The following is a 26,058-nucleotide window of genomic DNA, read 5'->3' as shown; positions in this document are numbered from 1 at the left end:
GGGAACCGGAGGAGCATCGGCGGCGTCTGACCGACATGCGCCACTTTTCCGCCCTGTTGGGTATCCCGGTGATCTTGATGCTGGCCGCGTGTGCACAAGGCGGGGGTCAGGCCACGGACGGCTCCACCGCCGCCCCCGACCCCCACCGGGAGGCGTTCGAGCAGCGCGCCAACCAGGTCGCCGCAGCGTGGCAGGAGAAGACCGACCAAGGGGCGTGGCAGACCGGGTTCGTCCCGTTGCAGGACCTGACCGTGGTCGGCGACGACGCGCAGTTCACCGACGCCACCAAGCAGGCGTTCGCCGCCGGCTGGTACCGCGACCAGGTCCGACCACCGACGAAGCAGCCGACCGACGGCACCATCACATTCGCCGACGGCAACCTCGACGTGCCACTGGTGAGCGCCGCGCAGGCGTACCAGGAAATCGACCACGGCGACCCACCACCCTGCCCGGGGCGCCCCGCGGCGCCGCCACCGGCACCCACCGGCGGCCCCGACGACCCGACCAGCTCGGGCACCTCCGACGCCTGCATACCGCTCACCGTCACCGCCATCGAACTCGGCAGCACCACGCTCCGCACCAGCCGCGGCGAGGCCACCGTCCCCGCCTGGCTCTTCACGATCGAGGAACTGGGCGCGCAGGTGGCCCGGGTGGCCGTCGAGCCGAGCGCGGTGACCGCCGTGCCCGAGCCGTCACCGCCGGCCGAGACGGCCGAACCGGAGCTGGTGGCCGCGCAGGACCTGACCGCCGTCGACGGCGCCGAGCTGACCTACCGGCTGGGCGTCGGCGCCTGCGACGAGAACATCACCCCGCTGGTGCAGGAACGCGACGACGTGGTGCTGGTCGGCGGCGCGGTGACCAGATCCAGCGAGGTCTGCACCGACCAGCTCCTGATCGAACCGGTTACCGTCACCCTCGACGAACCGCTCGGCGAACGACCGGTCCTCGACGCGCTCACCGGCCAGGTGCTGATCCTCACCAACGGCTGACCGCCGGCTGTCAGGGCAGGTCGAACGGCAGCGTGATGCCGTCCAGGCTCTGTGGACAGGGACAGGTCCGCTCGGCCGGCAGCCCGGCGACCGCGTCCAGCAGCAGCCCGCGCAGCCGCTCGGTGTTCTCACCGAACACCCGGAACACCTCCTCCTGGGTGACCCCGTGCCCGCTCTCCACCCCCGCGTCCAGGTCGGTGACGAGCGCGATCGCGGTGTAGCAGAGGGCCAGCTCGCGGGCCAGGACCGCCTCCGGGTGGCCGGTCATGTTGATGACCGAGCCGCCCATCGCGGTGTACCAGCGCGACTCCGCGCGGGTGGAGAAACGCGGCCCCTCGACCACCACCATCGTGCCGCCGTCACGCGCCCCGATGCCGCGCCCCTCGGCCGCCGCCAGCAGCCCGGCCCGCCCGGTCGGGCAGTACGGATCGGCGAACGAGACGTGCACCGCACCCCGGTCGTAGAACGTCTGCGCCCGCCCGCTGGTGCGGTCGATGAGCTGGTCGGGCACGACGAAGGTGCCCGGCCCCAACTCCGGCCGCAACCCACCGACCGCACACGGCGCCAGGATCTGGCGTACGCCCACCGACCGCAACGCCCAGACATTGGCCCGGTACGGGATCAGGTGCGGTGGGTGCCGATGATCCCGGCCGTGCCGCGGCAGGAACGCGACGGAGCGGCCGGCCACCTCGGCGATCGTGATCGGGTCGGATGGCGGTCCGTACGGTGTCTGGACGGTGTGCTCCGTGGCACCCTCCAGTAAGGCGTAGAGACCCGAACCGCCAATGACGGCGAGCTCCGCACGTGGCTGCACCCGGTCATCCCCTCGTTCGTCGCGTACGGGACGGGCGGCGGGCCGCGAAAGGCGCTCACGTCCGTTGTCCCACTGGCCATCCAGACCTTAACCAGCCCCCGGAACGCAAGCTATGGTGCCAGGCATGGCGTTGACTGCACACGGGGTCCCGGACGCACCCACAAACGTCCCGGGGGTGGGGTAGCGGGTGGCTGGGGCGCACGGTGAGGGGCAGGCGATCGGGGGGCGGTTCATGGAGTCGATGACCGGACAGTTGCTGGTCGCGACGCCATCCCTCAAGGATCCGAACTTCGACCGCACCGTGGTGCTGCTGGTCGCGCACGAACCCGGGGGTGCGCTCGGGGTGGTGCTCAACCGGGCCACCGAGGTCCCGGTCGCCGAGGTGCTCGGCCCGTGGGCGGGGCTGGCCGGTGACCCCGCGGTGCTCTTCGAGGGCGGCCCGGTGCAGCCCGAGTCGGCAATCTGTCTCGCCCGGATGCGGACCCCGGTGCAGCGGGTCAAGGGCATCCACCAGGTCTCCGGCGCGGTCGGCACGGTCGACCTGTCGGTGGACCCGGACCGGCTCCGGGATGCCGTCACCGGCATCCGGGTCTTCGCCGGCTACTCGGGGTGGTCGCCGGGGCAGTTGGAGCGGGAGATCTCGGGTGGCTCCTGGTTCGTGCTCGACGCGCTGCCCGGCGACGCGTTCATGGACCGCCCCGATGATCTCTGGCCGATGGTGCTGCGCCGGCAGGGCGGGATGATGGCGGCGGTGGCGCACTTCCCGCCCGACGTGACGCTGAACTGACCCGGCCGTACCCTCCCGGCCGGGATGCGGATTGTGCGGCGTAAGTGTGCCGTACGGTTTGTTTCGCCCCTTTTGCCTGTTCAGGCTGCGGTGGAGGTGCCGTTACCCATCCGGCCGGAGACGCCGTCGGATCGCCGGCAGGTGGGCGTCGTAGGTGGGGTGGAGACAGCGAGCGGGAGATCGGGCAGCCGCTCGCTGCCGCTGGCCTGGAGTGCGGCGAGCACCACCACGGCGAAGTAGAAGACTCCCGGGCGCCGAACGTCGGAGTGCCGTCGGTCGCGGGACGGTAACCGGGGTCGGCGGGAATCCTGGTCGTACGGGGTGTTCTTCTGCGGAGGTACGGGGTAGGGCAGTTGGATCAGACCCGTCCCGAGGAGTCGGCAATGACCAATCCCTGGTTCTTCCCGCACGATCTGCCGGCGTTGTTCCACGCCGAGCCCACCAGCGAGGACGGCCGGCTGGCTTGCCAGTTGGCCGAGCGTATGCAACGACATCCGTCATTGCGCCGCGAACGCATCTGCATCGAGGTGCAGAACCGGGTGGTGATCCTCGATGGCCCCGTGAGTTCGGCCGAGTTGAGCGCCGAGGCTCGTGCGGTCGCCTGGCACACGCCCGGAGTGCACGACGTCAGCAACCGGCTCCGCCAACTGCCCGGGTGACCGAGCCGACGATCCGGCCGGTGGGGCCAGGACGCTGGTGGACAGCGGAGTCGCCGCCGGCCTTTTGAGGTCCCGGTGTCTGGGTACGTCATCGTCATGGTTTTGGACAACCCTGCCGATCTGGTGCGCCTGCTCGTGATCGCGGCGATCATCTACCCGGCGCTGGTGATGATCCTGCGGGTGTCCGGGAAGCGGACGCTGTCCAAGCTGAACGCCTTCGACTTCGTCGTCACGGTGGCGTTGGGGTCGACGCTGGCGACGATCCTGCTGTCGCGGAACGTCTCGCTGCTGGAGGGGATTCTTGCCCTGTCCCTGCTGGTCGCGTTGCAGTACGCCGCGGCACTACTGGCTGTGCGCTGGCCGCCGTCGCAGCAGCTGTTGAAGGCCCGGCCGACCATGCTGCTGCGGAACGGTCAGCTGCGGAAGCAGACCCTACGTTCCGCCCGGGTCGCGGAGAGCGAGATCCGGCAGGCCGCCCGCAGCCAGGGCGCCGGCGACCTCGGCGACCTGGCGGCCGTGGTCCTGGAAACGGACGGCAGCCTCAGCGTCATCACCCGAAGTCAACTCGGCGACGGCAGCACCCTCTCCGACGTCCGCGACGAGGGGCGGTAACCGGGCTCGGCCGAGCCCGTCGCGGCCGGTCCTCGGGGCCGCCTCCGGCTCGTGGCGTGTTTCCCTCTCCACACGCCGGGCATGCCCATAGGGAAATCGGACAGCAATTCACCGGTTCCGGCGCGGTATCCACCGCACCGTCACCACCAGGGAGAGGAGTCGGCCATGTCCGACAAGCACGAGCAGGCCGAGGAGATGCGCGACGATGTGCCGTCGACAATCGCGCGTTCGGACGACAAGGCGGTCCGGACCTACAAGAAGACGCTCGAGTCGGCCGAGGAGTCCTACGGCGACGGCGAGCGGGCACACCGCACCGCGTACGCCTCGCTGAAGCACACCCATGAGAAGATCGGGGACCACTGGGAGCCCAAGGAGCACAAGGGACCTTCAGATCCGCAGGCCGAGCAGGGCACGCCAGAGTCCGCGCGGGGACAGCGCGACACCGCCCAGGGAGTCGACGCCAACGCCAGCAAGGCACACCTCGACGACGTCGCCCGCCGGGTCGGCGTTGATCAGCCGGAGAACCTGAACAAGGACGACGAGGTACGGGCGATCGAGAAGGCCAACGCCCGCGCCACCGCTCGGGCTCGCCGGAAGTAGAACCGAAGACGACGACTCACGGTGATCGACCCGCCACGACAGGCGTACTGCTCTCTTTGATGTTGATTATGACAACGGTTTTCGTCTAGTCCAGTGGGGCCACCGGGGGCGGCGCGGCGTTGGCCGAGTCCGGATGATCTCTAGCCGATGGTGCCGCGCCGGCCGGGCGGGGTAATGGCCGCGGTGGCGCACCTCCCGCCCGACGCGACGCTGAACTGACCCCTGCCATGCGCCTCCCGCCGGGGTGTGTACTATTGCGCGGGTGCCCGGGAGACCGGGTGACAACCAGGGGGCCGTGGCGCAGCTGGTAGCGCACCACACTGGCAGTGTGGGGGTCAGGGGTTCGAGTCCCCTCGGCTCCACCCTTGTTTTAGCAGGTCAGAGGCGATGGCCCATCGATGCAGATCGGTGGGCCATGATCTTGTGCTAACCATCGTGCTAACAGAGATCCGATACGCTGAGTCTCATCGCGTTCAGGTGTTAGCACGGGGAGGGCCGATGGCAATCTGCCTGTCGTGCCGGCACCGGTCACGGGATAGATCAGATCTGAAGCGCTCGGCGACCGAGATCGGTCTCGGCTGATCCGTCGGGGGTAGCGCTTCCGGCAACTCAGGTTCGTCACGATGGCAGACGGCGGGATCGCCGTCTGCGGATGGTGCGCGCCTGCAGTTTCAGGGCGGCCCCGGTCACGTGCTCCACCACGTGGCCGGGGCCTTGATCGGACGCAGGAGGTCCAACCCATGAAAGACTCTAGCCGTCAGCGCATGCCGTCGTTCCCAGCCCGAGCCTCAGCGTGAGCGGGCCCGGTCATGACCGTTCATCGTGACCCCAAGCGGAAGACCTGGTACTACGTCCTCGACCTGCCCCGTGGCGATGACCGGAAGCGCAGGCAGAAGTGGTGCCGGGGCTTTTCGTCGGAGACGCTGGCGAAGCGGGCCGAGGAACTGGCCCGCAAACAGTTCGGCCAGGCGGAGCTGGCAGCCGACGGGACGGTGGCCGCCGAGCTCCTCAAGTGGCTGGAGGAGCGCGAGCTCGACGTCGCGCTGACGACCCTGGCCAACTACCGCCACGCGGTCATGAAGTACGTCATCCCGTACCTCGGCGCCCGGCAGCTCTACGACCTGGACAAGCGGGCGATCAACGACCTGTACCGCACGCTGCTCAAGCGGGGCGGCAGGAAGGGCGAAGGGCTTTCCGCCGAGACCGTCCGGCACGTCCACCGCACGCTGATGAAGGCACTCAAGGATCTGGGGGTCGCCGTCGAGGGGGTCCGTCAGCCGCGGCCGGCCGACCGCGAGACACACGGCCGCAAAGGGGTGTGGACAGCGGCGCAGTGCGCCACCTTCCTCGCCCACGCCGCCGGCGACCGGCTCTACGCGGCCTGGGTGCTGGTCGTCGTGTGCGGCATGCGCCGGGGGGAGATCGCCGGGTTGAAGTGGCCGAAGGTCGACCTGGACAAGAGGCTGATCCACATCCACTGGCAGCGCGCCGTGGCCAGCGGCGAGGTCGCGGGCGGCATCGTCGAGAAGGAGCCGAAGGGCAAGAGCAAGCGTTCCATCTTCGTGGGTACGGCGCTGGCCAGGGTGCTGTCGGACCATTCGGACCAGCAGGGCAAGGAGATCGCGGCGGCCGGCGTCGCCTACCAGGAGCTCGGGTACGTCTTCTGCAAGGAGGACGGGACGCCCTACCACCCGAAGTACTTCACCGACCGGTTCCGGGCGCTGTGCCTGGCGGCCGGTGTGCCGGTCATCGTGCTGCACGACGGGCGGCACACCTCCGCGACCGTCGGGGCTGATCACGGGGTGCCCCGGCACGCGATGCAGAAGCGGCTGGGGCATGCGCGGGCGACGATGACCGACGAGGTGTACACGCACGTCCTGCCGGAGTCGGAGCGTCGTGCCGCCGAGATCATGGAGGAGGCGATCCTGGGCAGCCCGCCTGCCGAGTGATCAGCACTGCCGTTGCGGGAGTAAGGGCCGTCCACCCGACGAGGTGGGCAGCCCTCACGCCCGTACTCCGTTGTGTTGACCCGGCGCCCGCTCGTCTGGTCCGCGGTGGTCTACCGCGACGGTGGCTGGCGTCCGGAGCCCGGCCGCGCGTCGGCTGGCATCCCTGTCGGCGAAGGATGGCGGTGTTCGCCGGGCCAGCGGGGTTGGGTAGTTCGGTTTGCTTCAACGTAGTCGCGTAGGCGGGCCGCGGCCGATCGTGCGGCTCTGGCCTGATGCAGTCGTCGACGGGCGTCGTGCAGGTCGGCGAGGCTGTCGGCCAGCTTGGCTATCTGGAGTAGAAGCTGGAGGGCGGCCGCTGTTTCGCGGTCGGTATGCCGGCTGGCGAGGTGGAGGAGTCGGCTGAGGGCTCGAAGGTGATTGTGCTGGGTGCCCGGCCGGTGGGATCGGATGGAGCGGTCGAGGAGGTCGGCGGCGTCGGTGAGGGGCCCGCCGTTGGGTCGTTCGGTGGCGTGGGCGATCGATGCGAGCAGGTCCGCTGCGGCGTGGGCGCTGTCGAGTAGTCCCTCCGGGTCCCCGTGGCCTTGGTTGCTTCGTTGGGATCCGGAGTGGATGGTGGCTGCGGCGTCTCTCATCTGGTCGTACCGCGATTTGTAGGTCGATGCGTCGTTCGTCCATTGGCGGCGGAGTCGGGGGAGGGTGAGGTCGGGGGCGAGGCGGCCGCCGCCGTACCAGATGGGGTTGCCGCCGGCGGTGTGGTGGTCGGGGAGGGCGACGGCGTAGCCGGTGATCTGGTCGGGGTGGGTGGTGCTGTGGCGGAGCCGGACCAGGACGCCCGCGCGCTCGAGCAGGGTGCGGAAGTCGTCCTCGTCGGTGGCGGCTGCGGCGGCGGCGCGGACTTCGTGGCGGAGCCGGTCGCGCGGGGTTTGTGGGCGTGCCTGGCGGTGGGCTTTGTGGTGCTCGGCGAGGCTGGGGCGTCGGTGGGTGGTGCGGCCGGGCGGTCCGAGACGGTGGAGGCCGTAGCGTTGTTCGAGGTCGCGAGCGGCTGCTTGGGCTTTGTGGCGTTCGTTCCAGGCCCAGACGGTGTCGCCGTCCTGGCGGACGAGGGTGGCGACGATGTGGATGTGGTCGGGGGCGTGGCGGATGGCGACCCAGCGGACGGCGTCGGGGTCGTTGTGGGGAGCGAGGCCGACGGCGGCGAGCATCTCGGCGGCGATGTGGGCCCACTGCTGGTCGGTGAGGGTGCGGTCGGTGGGGTGGTTGCGGATGGAGGCGTGCCAGACGGGGGTGGCGGGTGGGTTGCGGCCGGCGCAGATGGGTTGTTCGAGGAGGTTGGCCAGCTGGCGTACGTCGTAGTGGTCGGGGCCGGTGGGGGTTGGTTCGAGGTTTTGGAGTGGGCCGGCGCTGGTCCAGGCGGCGACGAGGTGGGGGTTGCGGTGTTCCTCGCGTTTGCCGGGGCCGTAGAGGTAGCGGAGCAGTCCGGCGACGCGTTTGCCGCGGCGATGGATGGCGGGGATCAGCGCAGTCGCCGGTGGATGTCGGCAATGAGGGTGTCGAGGTGTGCCCGGGTGCGGTCGCAGCGGGTGACGGCGTGGCCGAGCCAGACGGGGGCCTCGCCGGTGGCGTTGAGGGTGGCGACGGCCTGGTTGAGGTTGGTGCCGATGCGTACGAGTGCGGTGCGGGCGGCGAACAGTTCGCGTTGCAGTTCGGCGAGCTCGGTGCGGGTGATTCCGGCGATGGGTGCGCCGGGGGCGGTGGTGCCTCGGGCGGCGGCCAGTGCCGCGTCGGCGGAGAACCCTGCCGGCGTACGGCCTGCGCGTGCGGCGGCCTGGACGACGGACTGGTGTTCGTCGTGGTCGAGCCGGAGGTTGATCCGTTGCTGGCGTCCAGGGAACTGGTGCTGCCGGTCCGAACCTCGCCTGGCTCGCTCCGGCTCTGGTGACCGCTCCACGTCCCTGCCCCTCCTCGGCCGCGTCGTCTGTCAGCGCCAGCGTCGGCGAGAGAGGTTGCCGTCGGTGCTACCTCGGGGATTGGGGCCGGAGCTTGGTTGGGCCGTTGGCGAGAACCCCGTCGGTTGTCGGATGTGCTGACCGCGCTCGGTCAGCACATCCGGTAACCGGTGCTACAACTTGCCTCGCTCGCTCGCTCGCCTCGCCTCGCCTCGCCTCGCCTCGCTCGCCTCGCCTCGCCTCGCTCGCCTTCGCCGAGCTGCTGCGCGCCACCGCGGCCGGCGCCACGCAGCTAGAGTCGGCCTGGTTGTTCCCCGGTGTGTTCGCTGGCCAGCCGATCAGCTACTCCACCGTCGCCAAGCGGCTACGCGAGCTCGGGTTCCCGCTCAGGCAGGCCAGGGTCGTCACGATCCGCCAGCTCGTCCAGCAGGCACCCGCGCCCGTCGTCGCCGAGGCGCTCGGCTTCCACCACACCAGCACGACTCGCCAGGTCGCCAACGCGGGTGGCAACTGGAGCCGCTACGCAACGAGTCGCACCGACCACTAACCGGCATACTTCGACCATGTCCTATGAGGAGTACGACGTCACCAGCTGGGCCGAGGCCGTCGCAAATCTGCACACCAACACCGCCCACGACCCCGGTGATGCCCGCCGCGCGTACGAGGCGATGGCCAACGTCTGGTCGGCCTACGGCTTCCAGGACGCCCCTATCGAGGTGCTGCGGATGCTGGTCAACGCCAGCGAGGTCGGCTACATGGCGGCCCTCAACGACATCCGCGACGGCGACCTCGACAGCGAGATCGAGATGTGGCGACCCGACCTCGGCGAGCATTGATGCATTGGCTGCCGCGCCGCTGGCGCGGCCAGCCCGCGTTCCCGATGACAATCGTCGGACACGGCCGAATCCGTCATCGCGACCTGCCCGAGCAATCCCGGCGCAGCCTGCAATGCTTCATCGACCCCGCGCCGGACGAGTGGGGCCTGCTGTTCGTCCGCGACGGCCGTGATCGACGCTGGACGCTCTACTCCGCCGACCCGCAGTACACGACGATGTTCGCGCCGGCCGCCCACACCCTGAAACTGACGTTCGACATTTTCAGCACGAAGTTCCCCTGCTGGAACACCGGCTGGCAGGTCAGCTGATCTTCGCCGCTGGTGAAGTTGTCGTACCCGTACGTCACCATCGATGGTTATGACGACGACGACGACGGCTCGGCCGGGCGGGCGCAACCCGGATCATCTGTGGCTGGCCGACGACGAGGAGAAGCTCGTCGTGTCTGTGCTGGCCCCCGAGGTTGCCGGCGACGCCGGGCACGACAAGGCTGGGCCGATCACCATCGTCAGCCCGTGCCCGGTGACCGTGACCGGCCCAGGTGGGATGCGCGACAGCCGCCCAGCCGAGGTAGGCCTGCACACCCCACGCACCGGCGGCGCCCGGATCGGCTGGGCCGGCGCCGCGGGCTCGGTGGCCGTCGCCGCCGGAGGTGCCTGGGCCGCCGGCCCGTGGGCCGGGCTCGCCGTTGCGACGGCCGGGGTGGCCGTCACCGCCTGGCAGGCACTACGCCGCTACACCCGTACGGCCCAGCACTGGACCGAAGGCCACGTGGTGGTGGGTCACTACGACGACCGCGATGTCATCCGGCGTGCCGCGCAGAACGTCCGGGCCACCGCCGCGGCCTGGCCGAGGCTACGCGCACACGTCGCCCTCGACGATCCGTCGCCGGTCCTGGTGACCCAGCTGTGGGATCTCGCCCTGGTCGTCGCCAACCGCGGCATCGCCCGTCACCTGCGACACGAGCTAACCGTCTCCGGTGCTGGCGTCCCAACCGGCTCGGCAACCGCGCTCGAGCTCACCGACCGGATCGCCGCCGTCGAGCAGGACCTCGCGCAGCTCGACGAAGACATCCGGCAACGCCAGACGTACCTGTGGCAGCTGGCCCACAAGGTCCGGGCCTTCGTCGACGAACAAGAAGCCCTCGCCCGCGCCCGGGTCACCATCCAGCACGCCGACCAGCAAGCCGGCATCTCCGTGACCGATCCAGCCGTGAACGCCGCCAGCGACCTCGCCGAGCATACCTCCGCCGTGCTCGCCGCCTACCGCGAGCTCACGAACCAACCCGCGGTCAATGCGACGCAGCCAGGGCAGTGAGGTTCAGCCAGCTCCGAGCGTCGTAAAGAGGCATGACCTTCCTGCGCTACGCCGACCGGTTCGACCCCATTACCGTCGTCATACTGTTCGAGGTGCTCGCACTTCGTGGCACCCCGCTGCCGCTGAGCGCCTGCGCCCCGCCGCATGGCCGAAATCGGAAGGGGAGATGTCCCACGAGCTTGGCGGAACACCTCCCCTTCTCATGTGAGGCCTGTATCAGTCTTGGGCGTTGACTGGCTCCTCTCTGTCGCAAAGCGATCCGTGAGCCAAGCTCCCGGTCTCCGGCTCGGGTAGATCAACGACCAGATCAGCGACGGTCAGGCACCGGTCGCTGTCGCCAGCCAGCCACAGCGATTGTCTCCGGTACACCAGCACGAGGATGTGCCCGAACTGATAGAGCGGCGCCGACTCAGGTAATTCCGACTCGGGTCCGGCTGCGCTCGTGACCGGTGCTGTCTGCTCGTGCCCGCACAGCCGGGGAACCGCGAAGGCCCTGCGCATCGCTGACCGCAACGCCGCCCACGACCATCGGCCCGACGAGGAACTGGGTTCTGTTGAGCCTTCCCGCTCAACGTCGGCGGCCGCGAACACCGCCGACATGCTCCCCCACTCGTCTGTCAGCGGCTCGTGCCGGAACGCTTCGAGATGCAGCCATCCGGCCAGCGCGGGTAGATGCGCTTGCTGCGTCACGAGCGGGCGCAGCAGAGTTGACTTGCCCAGACTTCCGCTACTGATGAGCAGGATCTGGCCCGGGCCGACCGAACTGCCCGCGATCCGCTCCGTAGCCGCACGCCGATCGATCAGGCAAGAGGAGAGCCCCGCGACCAGGCCACCGGCGCGTACCGCTGGCGATAGCTCGTCGCTGTCCCATCCTGACAGCAGATCCGGCGCACCAGGCAACCTCCTGGGCAGGGGAACCCCGCAATCAAAACTGAGAGTCGAAAGGTCCGAGGCCGGCCGGTGTGCGGCCGCCGCGGTGATCTCCTCAGCCTGGCGTCGGGCATCGGCGACGATCTGCTCGGCGTCCGCCCGCGCCCGGTCGAGGATTTCCTGAGCCCGGTCCAATGCGGTATCGACATACGCCTCGGCGCCGACAGCCGCCCCCTGTGCCCTGTCCTGAGCTTCCGCCGCGCGCAGCTCGGCCGCGTCCGCGGCGTCGACGGCGTCATGCAGCCGGGCCATCTCGCGGCGACGAGCGCGGCGAGCGGCCGCCACCTCAATCCGCAGTCTGTCCAGCTCCGCGTTGGTCGCGCGAAGCTCACATTCCAGGTCCGTGGCCTCAATGGTGTCCGGCAGCGCGGCGAGCTCGAACTCGGCCATCCGAAGATCCGGCTGTGCGACCACAGGCGGCGGGCCGTAACCGGCACGGGCGAGCACGGCGGCGAGATCGGCTTCGACGTCCGCGTCGGTGATGGCATCAACGGCCTGGTCAACGAGCTCGAGGTACTCGCGAAGGTCGTCGCCGACAGGGGTCGGTTCCTGCGGCGAGGTCGGGTCGGGATGGGTCATCAGGACTCCTTCCTCATGGATGCGGCGACCTGGTGGGCCGCCTCGTCCTCTTCGAGGGCTTGCTTGAGCCGGGTGCGGGCTTCCCGCAGGTTCTGCCGGACCGCTTCGGCCGAGCGGCCCAGCAGCGCGGCGATCTCGCTGGGCTCGAACCCGTCCACGACCAGCGCCATCGCTTCCCGTTGCTTGGCAGGCAGCGAGTCCAGCAGCTGGCACACCCACTGCTTGTCCTCCCAGGCCGTGAGGTTCTGGTCGAGTCGTGCCTCCGGCGTGCCGGCACCGTGCCGGACCTGCTTGATCCGGAGCCGGTCGAGGCCGTCCCTTCTGGCCTTGAAGAAGCAGCTGAGCACGGCTTGTCGTGCGTAGGCCACCGGATTGGCGATGTCGTCCCACCGCCTCAGGACATCCGTCATGGCGTCCTGCGCGGCGAGCCGGGCTTCCATGCGGGTGGCGCCGGCATACATCGCGGTGTGGACCAAAGACGGGTGGTGCTCCCGGAAGAACGCGGTGAATCCGGTCGGCGGATGCATCCGTGAGGCTTCGGGCGGCGCGGCGGTGGCCTGGGCCACGGCGTTGTCGGCTTCCACTCCGGCCTGCCTCCTGTCATCAGGCTCGTGGCGGCTCATCGGTTGGCCGCGTCATAGAGATAGGTCCGCGGGCAACCGCCAGCGTGAGGTGACACCTTCAAGATTTTTCGGCGGACTCTCGCCGGGCATCGCTCACAAGCGATTACAGAGTAGAGCGACGACACTCACCACAGCGGCGAACGCTGCGATGATGGCTGCGACCTGCACCGAACCCGATGCCAGGAACGCAGCGACCACCGCCGCGGCGGCGCTCTCGATCAACAGCACGAGCGCGGCCGGCCTTCTCCCCGACGGCGTCGGGGAACCGCTGTCGGCGGGAGGCTCGATAGTGGTGCCGCTCATGGGCGTTTTCCTTCCGTCGAAGCCCGTCACTGGTTCTTCACTCGGAAAGGTCCACCGGGCCACGCCTCCGTGAGGTCCAGCCGCCACTTAGTTCTCGGAGACGCGCCCGGTGCCTCCCACTCCGAAGTCACGCTCCGTGCACGGGCCGAACGTCTTTGACGGAGGAACTCGTGCTCCTCGAACACGCGACGCTGCCAGTAAGCCAATGCGGGTGCAGTCGGATACTTACTCGTCCTGTAGGCGATGGCCCGTACGCTGCCAGCCGTGCGCGCGCTGCAGCCGACCGGCGTTCCGATGGATCTCGGCAATCTGCCCGACCTCTGGGCGGCACTCGCCGGCCAGTTCCAGACGCTTGAGAACCTGCCGTCGCTGGCCGAAGGGAGGCTGCTGTCGGCCCGCGCTTTTCGACGTGGCCCAGCACGCCGGGCACCGAACGTACATGGGGGTCCAGCGGTATCTGGGTGTCGCCCGGGATAACCATGAGGCGCTGCTTGCACTGCTGGAACATCACGGTGCAACGTTGTCGGCGCCTTGGAGCTTGCTCCGACCGGTCTTCGAGGCGTCGTTCTTCGCGTCATGGATCCTGGACCCCGGTACAGTACGCGACCGTCGCCTGCGAGGGTTGCGCTGTGAAGTCCTGGACTGCTACCAGCAGCGGGCGCATCGAGCCGCGTTCAAGAAGCTGCCAGAGGCGCGCCGACTGATCGAGGATGCCGAACGACAGCAGGAGCAGGAGTCGCTGGCCATGTACCGCGCCGAAGCCGCGGCGCTCGCCGAGCCCTTCGACCGGGTGCACCAGAAAAGCAAAATCGTCGCTGAGCTGCCGAAGTTGAGCTTCGCCAGGGGCCGGGGCCACTTTGCCGCGTTCCTCGAGCGCACCTGGCGGTTGTTGTCGGGGTTTGAACACGGCCTCGGCTGGGCCCTGCTGCGGGGCGCGGACCGGGGCGAGGGAACCGAGATTCCAGGCGGCATGGGAATGGTCTTGTCGATCAAGGACGAGGAGTTCGTTCTCGCCGCCAGACGACGTACGCACTGTTGGCCAACGCATGCCGACTGTTCAAGACCCGCCATTTGGAGCCGTCGGCTGTCTTCTTGCCAATGACAGTCGGCTTCGGCTCTCCCTTACGGCGACGGCTGCGCCGCCTGTCGCTGCCGACCGCCCCTCCGCTTGGTAGTGTTCCCACCCGCGGCTGATGGTTTGATGGGAGTGCCGGATGGAGTTCAGTCTCATCCCTGACCAAGCGATCGGTGAGGCCGATACCCGCAACGACGACGGGCTCGGCTTCGACACGTACTCCCGAATCCTCGCCAGCGCCGCAACCAACACACGCGGCCCGTTCACGATCGGCGTCTTCGGCGAGTGGGGCACCGGCAAGACGAGCCTGATGCGACTGATCGAGCGCCGGCTCGACGATGATCCGAACGTGGTCACCGTGTGGTTCAACGCCTGGCGATACGAGCAGGAAGAACACCCGATCATCCCGCTTGTCGGCACGATTGTGCGAGCGCTGGAGCAACACAAAGGATTCTCGGCCACCTTCGGGGTGGCCGGCAAGCGCCTCGTCCGGTCGTTGCGGGCGATCGCGTACGGGTTCTCGGCTAAGTCGAAGGTGAAGGTGCCGGGCTTCGCCGAGGTGGAGGCGTCGTTCGTCGCCAAGGACATGATCGAGCGTGATGAGCGGCTTACGCCCGACCCGCTGCTCGACCGAAGCCTCTACTTCGGCGCCTTCAACAGCCTCGACAAGACGAAGCTGAAAGACACGCTGCGGGTGGTCGTGCTCATCGACGATCTCGACCGTTGCTTTCCGGACCAGGCGATCCGGCTACTCGAGAGCATCAAGCTGGTCCTCGCACAGCCCGGCTTCATCTTTGTCCTAGGCGTCGCGCGTAAGGTGATCGAGGGCTATCTGCAGCACCGGTACACCAATGATTACGGCATTGCGGACTTCAAGGGCGAGCTCTATCTTGACAAGATCGTCCAACTGCCGTTCCACATCCCGCCGTCCAGAGGTCGGATGGGCGACTTTTGCAAGCTGCTGCTGGCCGACCAGCCGGCGGCGGTCGCTGTAGAGCTCGACCCGGTGCTGCCGGTGGTGGCACAAGCGCTGGGAGGCAACCCGCGAGCACTGATCCGGTTTGTCAACAACATCCTCATCGACTACGCCATCAGCCAGGACCTCGCAGGCTTCGCCGAACAGGGCGGTATTCCGATCCGGTTCTTCGCCGTGACCCGCTGCCTGGAGCACCGTTGGCCAGAGGTCTTCGATGCGCTGACCACATCGGATGAGGTCGCCGCAGCGGTGGAGACCTGGACCCCCAACACGTACGCGAAGCACGCAGAAGGCACTGGCCCGGCCGCAACGGTGGCGACCCAGCTGCTTTCCGACCCCGAACTGCGGCTGTTGCTGGAGGGCGCGCATGGCCGCGAGTGGCTGACCGATCCAGTACTGCGGGGGGCGAGCGTGAGCTTCCTCTTCACTCAGCAGCGGCTCTCGCAGCTGGACACGTCCGAGGTCAGCGTCAAGTACGACGCCTTCGTGTCGTATCAGGCCGACAACCGCCGCGACGCGATCCAGATCGTCGATGGGCTCTCCCAGGCCGGCCTACGGATCTTCTTCGACCAGCACATCAGGCCCGGCGCCGACTGGCAGGAGACGCTGGATGGCGCTCTGAGTTCGTCGGGCGTGGTGATCTATTGCGTCGGGCCGCACACCTTCGAGTCGCGAGGACAGATGTTGGAGTGGGATCGCGTAATCGACCGCTCGGACGTCTTGATCATCCCCGTCCTGCTCGCTGGCGCGGATCCCTCCGCCCTTCCCGACCTCGTCCAACGCCGGCAGTGGGTAGACATGCGCGACGGCGTCTCCGAGGAGGGCGTGATGCAGCTGGTTCGGGCCCTCAAGTACCGGCGCCGACGTAGCAGTGGGCGTGCGATAAAGGATCGCCTGCTGGCGTAGACGATGATGTGGGTGGGGTACCAGGGCTCTGACGCACGCGGTGCCGATGCTCGCCACCGCCACGCCGCAGCTGCCTACTCCACGGGGTCCCTCTGCCTGGTCCGCCGCCATTGCGAAGTACGCGGATGGACGGCACTCCTTCCGGCGGTCGAGTTCATACCGGTTGTGCTGGCCTTGTAGGCCGACCGCGACCAGGTATGGAGGCTCGGCGGGCGCGAGCAGGCTGGGCGCGGACGGCTACGCGCGAGAGCGGGCGGATCTACGCCGGCGTCTATCCCGCGATGCCCGGGCCCATGCCTCGGCCAAGCACGGTAGCGGGGCGGCGCTACTGGTAGCGCTGCCAACGACCGCCGTTCCGCAGCATAGAGCGTTGACGATCACCGCTTGTCGCGCGACGGACGTGGTGATCCAAAGGGCGATGTCGCCGCTTGTGCCGATCGTGATCGAGCGGAGGTTTAGGTCATGGCTGACCCTGGCAGGGCTGCGTCTGGATCCGCTGGTGCCCGAACGGGTCTGGAGGTGGCTTCGTCGGAGGAGGGCGCGCCGGATCGGCGTACGCGGCGGAAGGTGGCGCTGGCGGAGCAGCAGCGGGTTTCGGCTGATGCGGATGTGGAGCGGCGGCGTCGGGCGGCGTTGGCGGAGTTGGAGGTGGAGGAGCGTCGTGCTGAGGTGGCGCTTCGGGTGCGGGAGGCGGATCAGCGGGCGAAGGCGGGGCGGCGGAAGGCGCGGCGGAGTTCGCGGGCGGCGCGGCGGGCCCGGTTGCGGGCGGCGGCGCCGGTCTGGGTGGATCGAGCGTTGTTCGTGGGGCCGATCGGGTTCCCGATGGCGGTCGCCTGGGTGGGGCAGATCCAGTTCGCGCAGGACGTGATGCGGTGGCCGTTGGCGGGGGCGGTGGTGTTCGCGGCGGGATTCGAGCTGTCGACGGCCTACGTTGCGCGGTTGGACTGGAAGGCTCGGGCGGAGGGCGACGGGACGGCGTTGTTCCGGGCGGCGACATGGTTGTTCGCGGCGGGCGCTGCGGCGATGAACTACTGACGTGATCTCAGCAAGGATGCGGTAGGTATCGGTATTCGAAGTGTGTGAGGTGGATAGCGGCGCGGACGATATCGCCGAGGCTTCGTGGGCTGGCGGTGGTGTGACGAAGCGTCCGCCAGCGGCCGGTCAGGATTGCGAAGCCGCGTTCTCCGAGGCACCGCAGGGATCGAAGGATCGCGTTGTGGGTTCGGTTGCCGACGGCGAGGCGGTGGCTGTCGGTGGGTTGCTTGTATGGGGTGTGGATGCCCTGGCCAGCGCCTTCGTAGCCGGAGTCGGCCAGGGTCGGCAGGTCCAGGGTTGACGCGGCCCAGTAGAGCGCGCCGGTGATGTCCAGGTCCTGGGCGCAGGTCAGGTCGTGCAGGTGCGCGGGCATCGCCTCGGACGTCCAGATCGGTAGCCCGTCGGGCCGCATGATCGCTTGGATGTTCGCGCCGAAGCCACGGTGTTTCCCGGAGTACCAGGCATCGATCGTTTCGCCTTTGACACTGGTGGTGGTCTCGCCGAGCCGGTCGGTGTCGAACAGTTTCCCGTCCAGGATCACGTGCGACCAGCCGTCCGCGGCCACCCGGGCGAGGGCGTCGTGCAGGGTTGGTGTCTGCGCCGCGAGGACCCGCACGGCCTCGGCGACATACCGGTACGCGGTGGCCCGTGACACCCCGAACCCGGCCCCGAGGGTGGTCTTGTCCTCACCCTTGCGGAACCACACCAACACCAGCAGCGCCTGGTAGAAGCACGTCAACGCCCTCGTGCGGCGGCGGGTACCCACCGCCGCACGCTCGGCGCGAAGCAGACCCGCCACGTGACGCACGAGTTCCCTGGGCACGTCAAGCCTGGCAGAATAGGTGATCACGTGGAGCCCTCTCGGAGACCGATTCCGTCGCAAGAACCTGTCTACCGATGGCTCCACGTCCATATCCCAGCATGTCCGCTACGGGCGCTACGTCCGTGTCATCCCGAACCGCTCCCGAATCCTTGCTGAGATCACCTCACTGGCATGCGGCGGATCCGGGGTTCGGCCCAAATGGGGTGGCGGTGTCGTACGGGGCGATGTCGTTGACCGGGGTGGTGTTGTGGGAGTTGCTGTCGACGTACCGGCATCGGGGGTTGTTGCGGCGGGAGGGGAAGTTGCCGCCACCGCGGCCGCGGTTTGGTCTGGCGCGGCGGTTGTGGTTTCCGCGGGTGACTCACCTGGCGCATCTGTTGGTGCTCCGGGATGGTCACACGACGACGGAGCAGGCGTGGCGGGCGGCGTTGTCGCAGGTCCAGGAGCATGGTTCGGTCCGGCGAGCGGTTGCCGCGCTTCGTGGTCGATCCGGGAGCGCCGGGAGCCGGGCCGCGCGTGCGGGTGAGCAGGGCGAGCGGGCCGGTGAGCTAGGGCAGGGCCGGCGTGGTCGCCGGTCCGGAGATGCGGCAGTCGCGCCGAATCCCGGCGCCGGTTCTGGCGTACGACGAGGCTTTGGTCTTTCTGGCCGACGGGTTGCCGGTCCTGATGGGCAGGGGGCAGTCCCGGCTGGCGGCAATGGAAGAGTCGAGACGGGACCGGCGGTCTCGGAGACGGAATCGTCGTCGGCTACGGGGCAGGGGCGGGTTGTCGGGGGTGTCGCCGGTGAGACGCCGGCTGTAGGTGGGTCTCTTCGTCGGCGGGGTCGAGACGAGTCGGGCCGTGTTGAGGCGTCGTCTCCGGGCGGGGTCAAGGCCGCGATGATCGCGTACGCGCATGAGCGCATCGCGGCGGGTCAGACGGTGACCGGGGCCGACCTCGATCGGCTGTTCGGCACCTCGAACTACGGCTCGCGGGTCCTGCGGCACTCCGGCCTGCGTCGGCGGTGACCGTTCCGGTCGAGACCCGGTAGTGGAGACGCAGGGGTTGGTGTCTCGAGACAGGTGATTGGATTCGTGGCGAGATCGGTCGCGACGGCGGTCGTTAAGCGGCAGCCGCACCGGCCGGTGCCGAGACCTACTCGTAGGGCGTCGGTTCTCAGTCAGAGTTTCGGTAGCGGTGCCGGCGGCTGTGGTGGTGGAGCGTGGCGGTCGGGGCTGGCGGACGATCTGGCAGCCGGAGGCAGGGGTAGGGAGCATCTGATGACGATCATCTCCACCGCGGACTCGTCGAAGCGGGCCTGGACAGAGCAAGCGGTACGGGGCCTAGGGTTGACCACCGACGTGGTGACGGCAGCGTCGATCCTCGGCATCGGTCGGACAAAGGCCTATCAGTTGGTCCAGGCCGGCGAGTTCCCGGTCAAGGTGCTACGCGTCGGACGGCGCTACCTGGTGCCGGTGCCCGCGATCCTGGAATCGCTCGGCTGCGGCTAAACCACCCGGTGACCGTCACCTGATGCCCGAGGCGGCGAGATACCGGTGGCGCGCGTGCTCCCGGTGTTGCGCGACATTCAAATCAAAATGGACGCGGCGCTCATGATGTCCGACGATGATCCGAACACCCGGTGGGCCGGGCTGCCGGATCGCTGAGGTGCCGGGAATGCCGGTCCTATGCGTCCAGCAACGGGCTTCGCGTACTCGGCGGGTGTTCGTCAGAACCTGCGCCTTGTGGATCACGGACAAGTCTCGATCGCCATCGACCGCAGCGCCGCATCACTCTCCGTAGAAGCTGATTGCTGCCGCTGGCATCCGGGCGGTGCGCTGATTTTGCCGATGAGTGCGCGAAACTATAGTCCGTGACGTGCTTTAAGTCGCCGCGCCTTGGTGCTCGGAGTCGCTCATCGCCTACCGGGCAACGGCGGCGGCGAGATGTCCTCGAATGCACGCGACATTGAAGCAAATGCGGGATTCCTCCATGGATAGTCGGACAAGATTGGCGAAATCGTGCGCGGCCTGTGTGACTGTGTGGGGCGAGCGAGCTGCGTCGGATACCCAGCAAGGTATCGTACGGTTATCCATGACCGCTTCGAATCCATCACCACCGCTGGCCGCCACTCTTCACTTGCCCACGCCCACACAGGATCCTTCGTGTCATAATCTGTCGACGGCCGATATGCGCCCACGTGGGTGAAACCCCGGAATCCGGGCGGAATGCCGATGCCGCCGGCTATACGTACAGCCTGACCGGGCGTTAGCGTCGGAACCAGATCAAAGGGCTGCCAGTCTGGATCCCGAGCCACCAATTCGACGTAGCCAGCGTGCCACAACCCGTAACTGGGAGTGCCTTCCGGGATTTCCCTGTGCCGAACCTCTTCGGAGCCAGGGAGGTAAAACGCGATCTTGACGGCGTCCTCGTCTTGACCGACTACCCGTCCTGACGACGGGTGCCTGCGACCTCGATTGTCAAACCAGGTCATCCGGACCTTATCTCCGCGCCGATACTGGCGAACCTTGCCCTCCACGGCGAACCCTTCCTGTGCTCTCTGCTGTCATCAGGAAAGGTAGGCCCGATTTCCCCGACTGTCACGTGTGCGCAATTGTCCTTACAGCAAATCCAGCAAATGGGTAGGAATCGGAAATTTGCACGGTGTCGAGGGACGCGTTCTGGTCGACCTTGGCATAAGTCGACGTCTACAACTGGCTGCGGTGCCGAAGACCCTCGACCCACCCGAGGCTGCCGGCAGGGTGTGGTTCGGGATCGAAGTCCGATCGCGACGTCGACCGCTGCCGCTGGGCCACCGAAGCCGACGTCCGCCGCAACGTGTTCCAATGGATCGCCTTTTACAAACCACCGACGCCGCCACTCCGCGCCGCCGGCGAGCAGAATCCATGCGTACTCGTCGAGAGCCGTCCTTCACGAGAAACGAACGTAGATGCGTCCAGACTGGTCGCGAGCGGCGAACTGAATCTCGGTAAGTTGCGGGACCCCGCCATGTGTTTCGAAGAAGAGTGTGGCCCTCGCCGCTTCTCCTGCCTTCAACTCGTTTCTCTCGAATGTGGCTCTCGTAAGCTTGAAGTACTGGCCGTTCATGACCGCTGCTACGGCATACTCTTGCCCATCCAACTCCGGGTCGAGGCCATAAAAGAAGGTCACCCGCTTGGGCCCGATGGTGCCGAATGAGCGCTGGTCGATGTGTTGCTCTTCCCCGCTGACGTTACGAAACTCAACGAATGCCAGGCAATGCGGCTCGCCTTCGGGGTCCCGTCCACAGGCTGGTTCTTGCAAGACAGTGGTCTCATATACGCCGTTGAGGTCAAAGGGGCGCCCGACGGCGGTGATTCCGGATCTGGATGACCACCAAGTGTAACTGCCGACGATGATTCCGAGCGCTACAGCAACGAGCAGCATTCCTCGCCACCCGAGTCGTCGCCGGCGCGACCTGACGAGAAGAGAAGCCTCCGACTGCTTTAGGAGGCCGGCAGCCACCGCAGCGGCCGCACCGGCCGCAATCCCCTGTGCAGCGAACGCACGTCGAAGATGGCGATGTCGAGCCGCCGTGCCTACATAGGAACTCATCCTAATAACTGGCGATATGAGTCGGGTCTGTTGCTGGGCAGGTGTGAGTCTATTAAGTAGGTCAAAGATGCCGGGCAGGGCGCATAGGACGGCAATGACCGCTGGCAACCACCGCGGCGGCGAACCGAGGAGAGACGGGCTCGCTGTCGTCGCAGCCGACACTACGAAGACGATCGTTAGTACTATTTTTATCGAGACGACGGATCGGTTGCTGGCCCGCATCCCAGCCAACCTCGCCTGTGCAACAAGGTCATTCTCAGACTCCACGTGTGCCGACGATAGCAGCGGTCCGCTACGACTTGAAACCCCCTTCGAAGCTCAAACATGCGTGCCTGTGGGTCGGAAAAGGTAGCATTTCCGCCGATCCGCCACTCGCCGGGAGCGTGACGCTCATCCGCACATGCCGCAGAGAACGGGTGCTGGGTCTCCGTCGTAGCCTGCGCCCAGCCCGCTGGCCGGCACGCATCGCAGTCACCCCTTATGGCGCACCGCCCTCGTCCGCAGCGACGCCTCGGTGAAACAGGAGGTTAAACGACAAGTTCAGTAACTGAGCTTGAACTGGCATTGCTGCCTTCAGTCAAATTTCGCGCGTTGGGTGGTGGCCGTCGTAGCGGGCCGGATCGAAGCGCCTTTTAGCCTTGAGGCGGCGACTTTCGAGGCGGATGTCGCGTCGTTGATCGTCGCGCGTCATCTCCAGTCCATGGATGCTAATCCCGTCGTCGTAGTCCTCGCCGCTGTAGTAGCGAGAGGTGATCTCGTGCTCAGTCTGGCCCAATCTCTCCTCCCATACGGCCAGCCGGGCATCGTCGCTTTCGTACTCGTCGCCGTCAGGTGGGGCGGGCAACCGGGACAGAACGTAGTCGAGCACTTCGGCGTCGCTCTCGGCCTCCACGGCGAGCCGAGTGTCGGTTTCCCTCAAGTCCTTCAGCGCCTTCTTCAGCAAGTCGAGACGCTCGTAGAGTTTCGGGTCGGGCCAGAGGACGGTGCCCTCGCGCCAGTTGAGGTTGGGCATGGAACCGATGGCAGCCACGGTGACCATCAGCAGGCCGAAGACCAGCACGATCATGGGGGTACCCAAGGGCCACTCGGAGAGCAAACCGACGACGCCCACTGTGGCCACGCCGAGGCCGAGCAGGATCAGCAGGACACGGGTGCTGACTGGCAGACGCATCAGCACAGAGTAGAGGCTATCGGCGAAGAGGCGAGGCAGGGTGCAACCACCAGCTGAACAGATCCAAGTGGAAACCCGGCCGTGAACCATGCCAAATTGGTTCACAGCAGACGCACAACGATTAAGCACCACCGCGCCGTTTCGGCCTCCGCGAACGCCCTGTTTGGCGCGGAGCGGGTGCGGTGACAGGGCTGTCTCAAGTCACAGCGGGTGAGGGGTTCTGTCTGACGTCCGGCGCGCGGTCCTGCCTGGGTGATGCGGTCGATCGTGGCGCTTGAAGCGGCCAGCTGCTTTGGGCGGTGCCCTGGCGTCTTGTGCGTCGTCGAGACAGACAGGCCAGCCGAGTTCACATCAGTCGAAGATTTCCTCGTACTTGACCTTGATTCGTCCGTGGTAGCTGTCGACGACCAGGAACCAGTCGTCGTCATACGGCACTTCGAGGACCACGGGGCTGACGTCGAAGAAGCCGCCGTGGTACTCGTACTCGTCACCGTCGAGATACGCCTGGTACTCATCGGCGTCCATGAGGCACGCTCGCGCGGACGAGCCGCGCAGCTGTACCTCGAGCTGAGTGCCGCCTGCGCAGCCACCGAGGTCGAACCACAGGTGCTCCATAGGCGATTACTAGCGGACAGCACGGCCAACGTAAAGCTCGCCATCCGTCTGCGGACACGTCACCCTGCTTCCAAGGCTCGAATCAGCCTTGAGCAGGCGGCGCTCAGATGCCGCTCCGTGGGACTGGCGTTCATCTCCGGTAGCGACGCACGGTGATGTATGACTGCGTCTCCTGATTCCGCCTTCAGCGCCGCATCTGCCGATGCGGCGCGTTCCCGCCAGCTGCCGTGTCGTCTTCAGCCATGGGACAAGGATTGCGGCCAGCGTGGGCACACTCCGCCTGTGTGCCGTCCGGGACGTTGTCTTGCGCCGCGGACATCCCGCTACTGACTGTTGCCTGGTTCGGATCGGTGGGGTCGGTCGTGATCGAACCACGGCAGGGTCCAGAGTCCGATTCGCCGCAGGCGTAGGGCGGGATCGTCGGACTGGACCAGACATAGCAGGCGTCGGCCCACCAGGGCAGCGGGCCATGCTCGCTCGGCAATCACCTCCAGCAGAATGTGTGCGTCCTCAAGGTGATGCCGCGCGAAGACGTCGAAGCCGGTTAGGACGAGCGCGAACCCTGTCGTCTGGTTCCATGACTCGGCCAAAGCCTCGTCGAGGCCCTCACCGAGGCAGTGCCACTGGTCGTGACACACGAACCCTAAGGCTGAGCCGAGATCGCGAAACATGTGCGCGGTGATCAACCATGAGGCATCGACAACCACGACGTGGTAGCCGTGCCGCCGTAACCACGCCACTGCGGTATCCAGGAGCGCCCGGTCGTGCACCAACCGCACGGGCGCGTGCACCATCAACTGGTAGTCGAGCCGCGTGAGGTCGGTCTCGCGGTTGAAGGCCGCCACCTGAGCAGCATGCACCATCGAAGCTCCAGCGAGACGTCTCTAGAGGCCGAAGCACCAAGGTCTGCGCGCGCCAAACCGCCGCCGCCATGTCTGTACCGCTTGTGTCGCAGACGCCCGACGAATGTGTCACGTTGGCGGACCCGCGCCCCGGCTGGTTAGCGGTAACGCCGGCGGCAACGGGCGAGGTGCACGGTGGCGGGTATGGAAGCCGATCATCATGATCCGTGGGGCGAGGGGACCCAGCGCGGGCTGGAGCGGTTGATGGCGTTGGGTGTGCTCGCCGAGGCCGGTTCCCGGCTGGTTGCGGAAAATGCCCGGGCCAGGGCGCAGCGGGCCGAGCAAGATGTCCGGGACCGGACGGCCGCCGACCGGAACGCTGCGCGGGAGCGACGACGGGCGGCTGCGGCTGATACCCGTCGCGCACGGCAGTGGGCGCGGTTCGCGGGCAACAGGCAACGGCTGCGGGAGTACGTGAGTGGGCTGACCCTCGTGGACCTGGCCGCGCATTGGGGACACGCCGATGCGCAGGCCGACACCGACCCGACGGCGGCTGCCGTGCTGGAGGCGGCGGAGTCGGAGCTGCGGCGTCGATGGCCCGGCTTGGCCGACCTCTACGACCGGCGACGCGATAGCGGGGCTGCCCGACACGAGGCGATGGCCGACGCAGTGAACGGAGTCTGGTTCGGCGGAGCTGGTACCGCCCGCGCCCACGGCGGTCGGCCGCCCACGGCGGGCGCGTTGCCGGTTCTGGGAGAGGAACTCGCCCGGGAGGTCGTCGCACTGGCCGGCGAGCTCGACGCGGTGGGAGCGGCCCGGCTGCGGCACAACCTGGCAGACGCCGGCTGGTCCCCGCACGCCCTGGCCCAGGTCGACGTACTGCTACAGCGCACAGCGGCCGGTCGCGAGGCTGCTGAGGCTGCGGGTGATCCGACCGCCATTGAGCGGTCGCCCGGCTCGGTGCCCGAAGCCGCTGGTGGTCGGGCGTCGGACGCCGGGCCCGCGACCGCGACGGCCACCACTCCGGGTACGGCCGCTCGCTCGGCGGCTGAATCCTTCCCCGTCCCCGCCGGACAAGCATTGACCAGCCCTTCCGCGACTGGCCCAATGCCAGTGACCACCTCACGACCGACGTTGAGGAGGACCAGGTGAACGGCGTATCCGATGCCGACCGAGACCTGCTCGGCGAACTTCGTAGCGGGCCGGACGAACTCAGCGGGCGCACCGAGGACCTGCCGGCGTCGGAGAAGCGTGAGGCGCAACTGCGGTTCCCCGAGGTGGAGGCGTGGGTGAACGAGCTGTTCCTGCCTATGTTCAGCTGGCGGGTCGACGGGCAGCGGTGGCACTGGTGCCCGCAGTGGTGGCGGCACGCCGACGCCATCTGGCGTCTGGAGCTGCTGTGGCGTTCGTGGGAGGTTGCCCGGTTACAGTCGACCGGGATGTCCGCCTGGTCCGTCGAGCTCGACCGTCACCTACCCGAACTGCTCGGCAACGACGGACCACTGCGCCAATGCCGTACCGCCGACCAGGACCGCCCGGCCCGGCACACCGACGTCCCGGCTGCGACAGCGGACCCGGCCCCAGCCGGCTGGTGGGGGGCTGACGTCCAATCGGGAGCACTGCATGATCCAGAAATGGCCAGCGGCTGGGCCAGGCGGTCCGGCCGCCTCGTCTCCCGTTCGAGGTTCGAGTCGCTGAGACCGGTTGGATCACACTTGTGCGATGAGTGACGTGCTCCGCCTTCCGATCGCGGACCTTCGCCGGGCTCTCGGCCTCGTTCTTGACGAGGTCGAACGGCGCCACGGTGCGATGGTTGACCTCGATGCGGACTACTACTGGGAGCTGGACCGTCAGGCCATGTATCGGTTCGACGATGCGCGACGACCAGGGCTGACGGTCGGACAACTCAGCGACGACCTCGACAGCCTGCGCCAACTTCTGGACGGCGGGATCGAACAGCAGGTTGTCATCTGGCACGATCTGGCACATTTGATCGGCCTGCTCAACCGTGTCGTGGCTCTCGATGAACGCCGCCACGAGTAGGTGTGGACTGGCAGGCGATTGACGTTGGCGACGTCACTGCGTCGTTGCTATGGCCGGC

29 protein-coding genes and 1 tRNA gene are annotated in these 26,058 nt (G+C 67.7%); 19 read left to right on the top strand and 11 right to left on the bottom strand.

Annotated features, from left to right (window positions below; translation table 11 throughout):
- Positions 1–35 precede the first annotated feature (35 nt).
- Positions 36–989, top strand: a complete 954-nt coding sequence (locus O7627_RS27695) for a hypothetical protein (protein ID WP_278096395.1) — start codon at positions 36–38, stop codon at positions 987–989.
- A 10-nt stretch (positions 990–999) separates the two neighbouring features.
- Here the strand turns inward: O7627_RS27695 and O7627_RS27690 are convergent, their stop codons facing one another.
- Complete coding sequence (locus O7627_RS27690) at positions 1,000–1,803, bottom strand: S-methyl-5'-thioadenosine phosphorylase (RefSeq protein WP_278096394.1); 804 nt, start codon at positions 1,801–1,803, stop codon at positions 1,000–1,002.
- Positions 1,804–2,035: 232 nt separating this feature from the next.
- On the opposite strand from O7627_RS27690, the gene O7627_RS27685 reads away from it, so the two are divergent.
- The 6 genes from O7627_RS27685 (at position 2,036) to O7627_RS27660 (ending at position 6,410) form a co-directional block, all read left to right on the top strand.
- Positions 2,036–2,590: a YqgE/AlgH family protein gene (locus tag O7627_RS27685; protein ID WP_278098459.1), complete on the top strand. Its 555-nt coding sequence runs from the start codon at positions 2,036–2,038 to the stop codon at positions 2,588–2,590.
- Positions 2,591–2,973: 383 nt separating this feature from the next.
- Positions 2,974–3,249 (top strand): BON domain-containing protein, encoded by a 276-nt coding sequence (locus O7627_RS27680; protein WP_278096393.1) that lies wholly within the window; start codon positions 2,974–2,976, stop codon positions 3,247–3,249.
- Between the two features lie 96 nt (positions 3,250–3,345).
- Positions 3,346–3,861 (top strand): YetF domain-containing protein, encoded by a 516-nt coding sequence (locus tag O7627_RS27675; RefSeq protein ID WP_278096392.1) that lies wholly within the window; start codon positions 3,346–3,348, stop codon positions 3,859–3,861.
- Between the two features lie 165 nt (positions 3,862–4,026).
- A complete protein-coding gene (locus O7627_RS27670; RefSeq protein ID WP_278096391.1) occupies positions 4,027–4,461 on the top strand; it encodes a ChaB family protein in 435 nt (144 codons plus the stop codon).
- A 289-nt stretch (positions 4,462–4,750) separates the two neighbouring features.
- A tRNA-Ala gene (locus O7627_RS27665) sits at positions 4,751–4,823 on the top strand.
- 447 nt (positions 4,824–5,270) lie between these two features.
- Positions 5,271–6,410 carry a site-specific integrase gene (locus tag O7627_RS27660; RefSeq protein WP_278096390.1) on the top strand — a complete coding sequence of 380 codons (1,140 nt, stop codon included), beginning with the start codon at positions 5,271–5,273 and terminating at the stop codon, positions 6,408–6,410.
- 110 nt (positions 6,411–6,520) lie between these two features.
- Here the strand turns inward: O7627_RS27660 and O7627_RS27655 are convergent, their stop codons facing one another.
- On the bottom strand, positions 6,521–7,624 hold the full coding sequence (locus O7627_RS27655) for a relaxase/mobilization nuclease domain-containing protein (RefSeq protein ID WP_278098458.1): 1,104 nt from the start codon (positions 7,622–7,624) through the stop codon (positions 6,521–6,523).
- 299 nt (positions 7,625–7,923) lie between these two features.
- Positions 7,924–8,358: a hypothetical protein gene (locus O7627_RS27650; protein WP_278096389.1), complete on the bottom strand. Its 435-nt coding sequence runs from the start codon at positions 8,356–8,358 to the stop codon at positions 7,924–7,926.
- 305 nt (positions 8,359–8,663) lie between these two features.
- Between O7627_RS27650 and O7627_RS27645 the strand changes: the two genes are divergently transcribed.
- Genes O7627_RS27645 through O7627_RS27630 form a run of 4 tightly spaced genes read left to right on the top strand, consistent with a single transcriptional unit; the run spans position 8,664 to position 10,506 of the window.
- Positions 8,664–8,903: a hypothetical protein gene (locus O7627_RS27645; RefSeq protein WP_278096388.1), complete on the top strand. Its 240-nt coding sequence runs from the start codon at positions 8,664–8,666 to the stop codon at positions 8,901–8,903.
- Positions 8,904–8,919: 16 nt separating this feature from the next.
- On the top strand, positions 8,920–9,192 hold the full coding sequence (locus O7627_RS27640; RefSeq protein WP_278096387.1) for a hypothetical protein: 273 nt from the start codon (positions 8,920–8,922) through the stop codon (positions 9,190–9,192).
- Positions 9,192–9,500 carry a hypothetical protein gene (locus O7627_RS27635; RefSeq protein WP_278096386.1) on the top strand — a complete coding sequence of 103 codons (309 nt, stop codon included), beginning with the start codon at positions 9,192–9,194 and terminating at the stop codon, positions 9,498–9,500. The genes O7627_RS27640 and O7627_RS27635 overlap by 1 nt, the downstream gene beginning before the upstream one ends.
- A 49-nt stretch (positions 9,501–9,549) precedes the next feature.
- Positions 9,550–10,506 (top strand): hypothetical protein, encoded by a 957-nt coding sequence (locus O7627_RS27630; RefSeq protein ID WP_278096385.1) that lies wholly within the window; start codon positions 9,550–9,552, stop codon positions 10,504–10,506.
- A 216-nt stretch (positions 10,507–10,722) separates the two neighbouring features.
- Here the strand turns inward: O7627_RS27630 and O7627_RS27625 are convergent, their stop codons facing one another.
- The 3 genes from O7627_RS27625 to O7627_RS27615 form a co-directional block, all read right to left on the bottom strand.
- On the bottom strand, positions 10,723–12,015 hold the full coding sequence (locus O7627_RS27625) for a hypothetical protein (RefSeq protein ID WP_278096384.1): 1,293 nt from the start codon (positions 12,013–12,015) through the stop codon (positions 10,723–10,725).
- Positions 12,015–12,599 (bottom strand): sigma-70 family RNA polymerase sigma factor, encoded by a 585-nt coding sequence (locus tag O7627_RS27620; protein ID WP_278096383.1) that lies wholly within the window; start codon positions 12,597–12,599, stop codon positions 12,015–12,017. The genes O7627_RS27625 and O7627_RS27620 overlap by 1 nt, the downstream gene beginning before the upstream one ends.
- A 132-nt stretch (positions 12,600–12,731) precedes the next feature.
- A complete protein-coding gene (locus O7627_RS27615; protein WP_278096382.1) occupies positions 12,732–12,941 on the bottom strand; it encodes a hypothetical protein in 210 nt (69 codons plus the stop codon).
- Between the two features lie 439 nt (positions 12,942–13,380).
- Between O7627_RS27615 and O7627_RS27610 the strand changes: the two genes are divergently transcribed.
- From O7627_RS27610 to O7627_RS27600, 3 genes are all read left to right on the top strand, one after another.
- On the top strand, positions 13,381–14,043 hold the full coding sequence (locus O7627_RS27610) for a hypothetical protein (protein ID WP_278096381.1): 663 nt from the start codon (positions 13,381–13,383) through the stop codon (positions 14,041–14,043).
- 112 nt (positions 14,044–14,155) lie between these two features.
- A complete protein-coding gene (locus O7627_RS27605; protein WP_278096380.1) occupies positions 14,156–15,898 on the top strand; it encodes a P-loop NTPase fold protein in 1,743 nt (580 codons plus the stop codon).
- A gap of 519 nt (positions 15,899–16,417) precedes the next feature.
- Positions 16,418–16,933 carry a hypothetical protein gene (locus O7627_RS27600; protein ID WP_278096379.1) on the top strand — a complete coding sequence of 172 codons (516 nt, stop codon included), beginning with the start codon at positions 16,418–16,420 and terminating at the stop codon, positions 16,931–16,933.
- Positions 16,934–16,940: 7 nt separating this feature from the next.
- On the opposite strand, the gene O7627_RS27595 is transcribed toward O7627_RS27600, so the two are convergent.
- A complete protein-coding gene (locus tag O7627_RS27595; RefSeq protein ID WP_278094068.1) occupies positions 16,941–17,699 on the bottom strand; it encodes a transposase family protein in 759 nt (252 codons plus the stop codon).
- A 935-nt stretch (positions 17,700–18,634) separates the two neighbouring features.
- Between O7627_RS27595 and O7627_RS27590 the strand changes: the two genes are divergently transcribed.
- Together O7627_RS27590 and O7627_RS27585 are read left to right on the top strand one after the other, a co-directional pair.
- A complete protein-coding gene (locus tag O7627_RS27590) occupies positions 18,635–18,763 on the top strand; it encodes a hypothetical protein (protein WP_278096378.1) in 129 nt (42 codons plus the stop codon).
- A gap of 252 nt (positions 18,764–19,015) precedes the next feature.
- Complete coding sequence (locus O7627_RS27585; RefSeq protein WP_278096377.1) at positions 19,016–19,246, top strand: helix-turn-helix domain-containing protein; 231 nt, start codon at positions 19,016–19,018, stop codon at positions 19,244–19,246.
- Positions 19,247–20,666: 1,420 nt separating this feature from the next.
- Here O7627_RS27585 and O7627_RS27580 read toward each other — a convergent pair.
- From O7627_RS27580 to O7627_RS27565, 4 genes are all read right to left on the bottom strand, one after another.
- Positions 20,667–21,161, bottom strand: a complete 495-nt coding sequence (locus tag O7627_RS27580; RefSeq protein ID WP_278096376.1) for a hypothetical protein — start codon at positions 21,159–21,161, stop codon at positions 20,667–20,669.
- A gap of 745 nt (positions 21,162–21,906) precedes the next feature.
- On the bottom strand, positions 21,907–22,506 hold the full coding sequence (locus O7627_RS27575; protein ID WP_278096375.1) for a hypothetical protein: 600 nt from the start codon (positions 22,504–22,506) through the stop codon (positions 21,907–21,909).
- 345 nt (positions 22,507–22,851) lie between these two features.
- Positions 22,852–23,115, bottom strand: a complete 264-nt coding sequence (locus O7627_RS27570) for a DUF1883 domain-containing protein (protein ID WP_278096374.1) — start codon at positions 23,113–23,115, stop codon at positions 22,852–22,854.
- A 323-nt stretch (positions 23,116–23,438) separates the two neighbouring features.
- Positions 23,439–23,960 (bottom strand): hypothetical protein, encoded by a 522-nt coding sequence (locus tag O7627_RS27565; protein WP_278096373.1) that lies wholly within the window; start codon positions 23,958–23,960, stop codon positions 23,439–23,441.
- 201 nt (positions 23,961–24,161) lie between these two features.
- On the opposite strand from O7627_RS27565, the gene O7627_RS27560 reads away from it, so the two are divergent.
- Genes O7627_RS27560 through O7627_RS27550 form a run of 3 tightly spaced genes read left to right on the top strand, consistent with a single transcriptional unit; the run spans position 24,162 to position 26,000 of the window.
- Entirely contained in the window at positions 24,162–25,109 is a 948-nt protein-coding gene (locus O7627_RS27560; protein ID WP_278096372.1) for a hypothetical protein, read from the top strand.
- Positions 25,106–25,687 (top strand): DUF4913 domain-containing protein, encoded by a 582-nt coding sequence (locus O7627_RS27555; RefSeq protein ID WP_278096371.1) that lies wholly within the window; start codon positions 25,106–25,108, stop codon positions 25,685–25,687. The genes O7627_RS27560 and O7627_RS27555 overlap by 4 nt, the downstream gene beginning before the upstream one ends.
- Complete coding sequence (locus tag O7627_RS27550) at positions 25,680–26,000, top strand: hypothetical protein (RefSeq protein WP_278096370.1); 321 nt, start codon at positions 25,680–25,682, stop codon at positions 25,998–26,000. Before O7627_RS27555 ends, O7627_RS27550 begins: the two co-directional genes overlap by 8 nt.
- Positions 26,001–26,058 lie beyond the last annotated feature (58 nt).

Origin of the sequence: Solwaraspora sp. WMMD1047 (assembly GCF_029626155.1) — a bacterium.
Taxonomy (GTDB): Bacteria; Actinomycetota; Actinomycetes; order Mycobacteriales; family Micromonosporaceae; genus WMMD1047.
The sequence above is the reverse complement of the archived record's forward strand: the minus strand, read 5'-3'. Positions and strand labels throughout refer to the sequence as shown.

Coding starts and splice junctions, on each gene's coding strand:
- O7627_RS27695 (WP_278096395.1), top strand. CDS start 36: ATGCGCCACTTTTCCGCCCTGTTGGGTATCCCGGTGATCTTGATGCTG.
- O7627_RS27685 (WP_278098459.1), top strand. CDS start 2,036: ATGGAGTCGATGACCGGACAGTTGCTGGTCGCGACGCCATCCCTCAAG.
- O7627_RS27680 (WP_278096393.1), top strand. CDS start 2,974: ATGACCAATCCCTGGTTCTTCCCGCACGATCTGCCGGCGTTGTTCCAC.
- O7627_RS27675 (WP_278096392.1), top strand. CDS start 3,346: ATGGTTTTGGACAACCCTGCCGATCTGGTGCGCCTGCTCGTGATCGCG.
- O7627_RS27670 (WP_278096391.1), top strand. CDS start 4,027: ATGTCCGACAAGCACGAGCAGGCCGAGGAGATGCGCGACGATGTGCCG.
- O7627_RS27660 (WP_278096390.1), top strand. CDS start 5,271: ATGACCGTTCATCGTGACCCCAAGCGGAAGACCTGGTACTACGTCCTC.
- O7627_RS27640 (WP_278096387.1), top strand. CDS start 8,920: ATGTCCTATGAGGAGTACGACGTCACCAGCTGGGCCGAGGCCGTCGCA.
- O7627_RS27635 (WP_278096386.1), top strand. CDS start 9,192: ATGCATTGGCTGCCGCGCCGCTGGCGCGGCCAGCCCGCGTTCCCGATG.
- O7627_RS27630 (WP_278096385.1), top strand. CDS start 9,550: ATGACGACGACGACGACGGCTCGGCCGGGCGGGCGCAACCCGGATCAT.
- O7627_RS27625 (WP_278096384.1), bottom strand. CDS start 12,015: ATGACCCATCCCGACCCGACCTCGCCGCAGGAACCGACCCCTGTCGGC.
- O7627_RS27615 (WP_278096382.1), bottom strand. CDS start 12,941: ATGAGCGGCACCACTATCGAGCCTCCCGCCGACAGCGGTTCCCCGACG.
- O7627_RS27610 (WP_278096381.1), top strand. CDS start 13,381: ATGGGGGTCCAGCGGTATCTGGGTGTCGCCCGGGATAACCATGAGGCG.
- O7627_RS27605 (WP_278096380.1), top strand. CDS start 14,156: ATGGAGTTCAGTCTCATCCCTGACCAAGCGATCGGTGAGGCCGATACC.
- O7627_RS27590 (WP_278096378.1), top strand. CDS start 18,635: ATGATCGCGTACGCGCATGAGCGCATCGCGGCGGGTCAGACGGTGACC.
- O7627_RS27585 (WP_278096377.1), top strand. CDS start 19,016: ATGACGATCATCTCCACCGCGGACTCGTCGAAGCGGGCCTGGACAGAG.
- O7627_RS27580 (WP_278096376.1), bottom strand. CDS start 21,161: ATGCTGCTCGTTGCTGTAGCGCTCGGAATCATCGTCGGCAGTTACACT.
- O7627_RS27570 (WP_278096374.1), bottom strand. CDS start 23,115: ATGGAGCACCTGTGGTTCGACCTCGGTGGCTGCGCAGGCGGCACTCAG.
- O7627_RS27560 (WP_278096372.1), top strand. CDS start 24,162: ATGGAAGCCGATCATCATGATCCGTGGGGCGAGGGGACCCAGCGCGGG.
- O7627_RS27550 (WP_278096370.1), top strand. CDS start 25,680: ATGAGTGACGTGCTCCGCCTTCCGATCGCGGACCTTCGCCGGGCTCTC.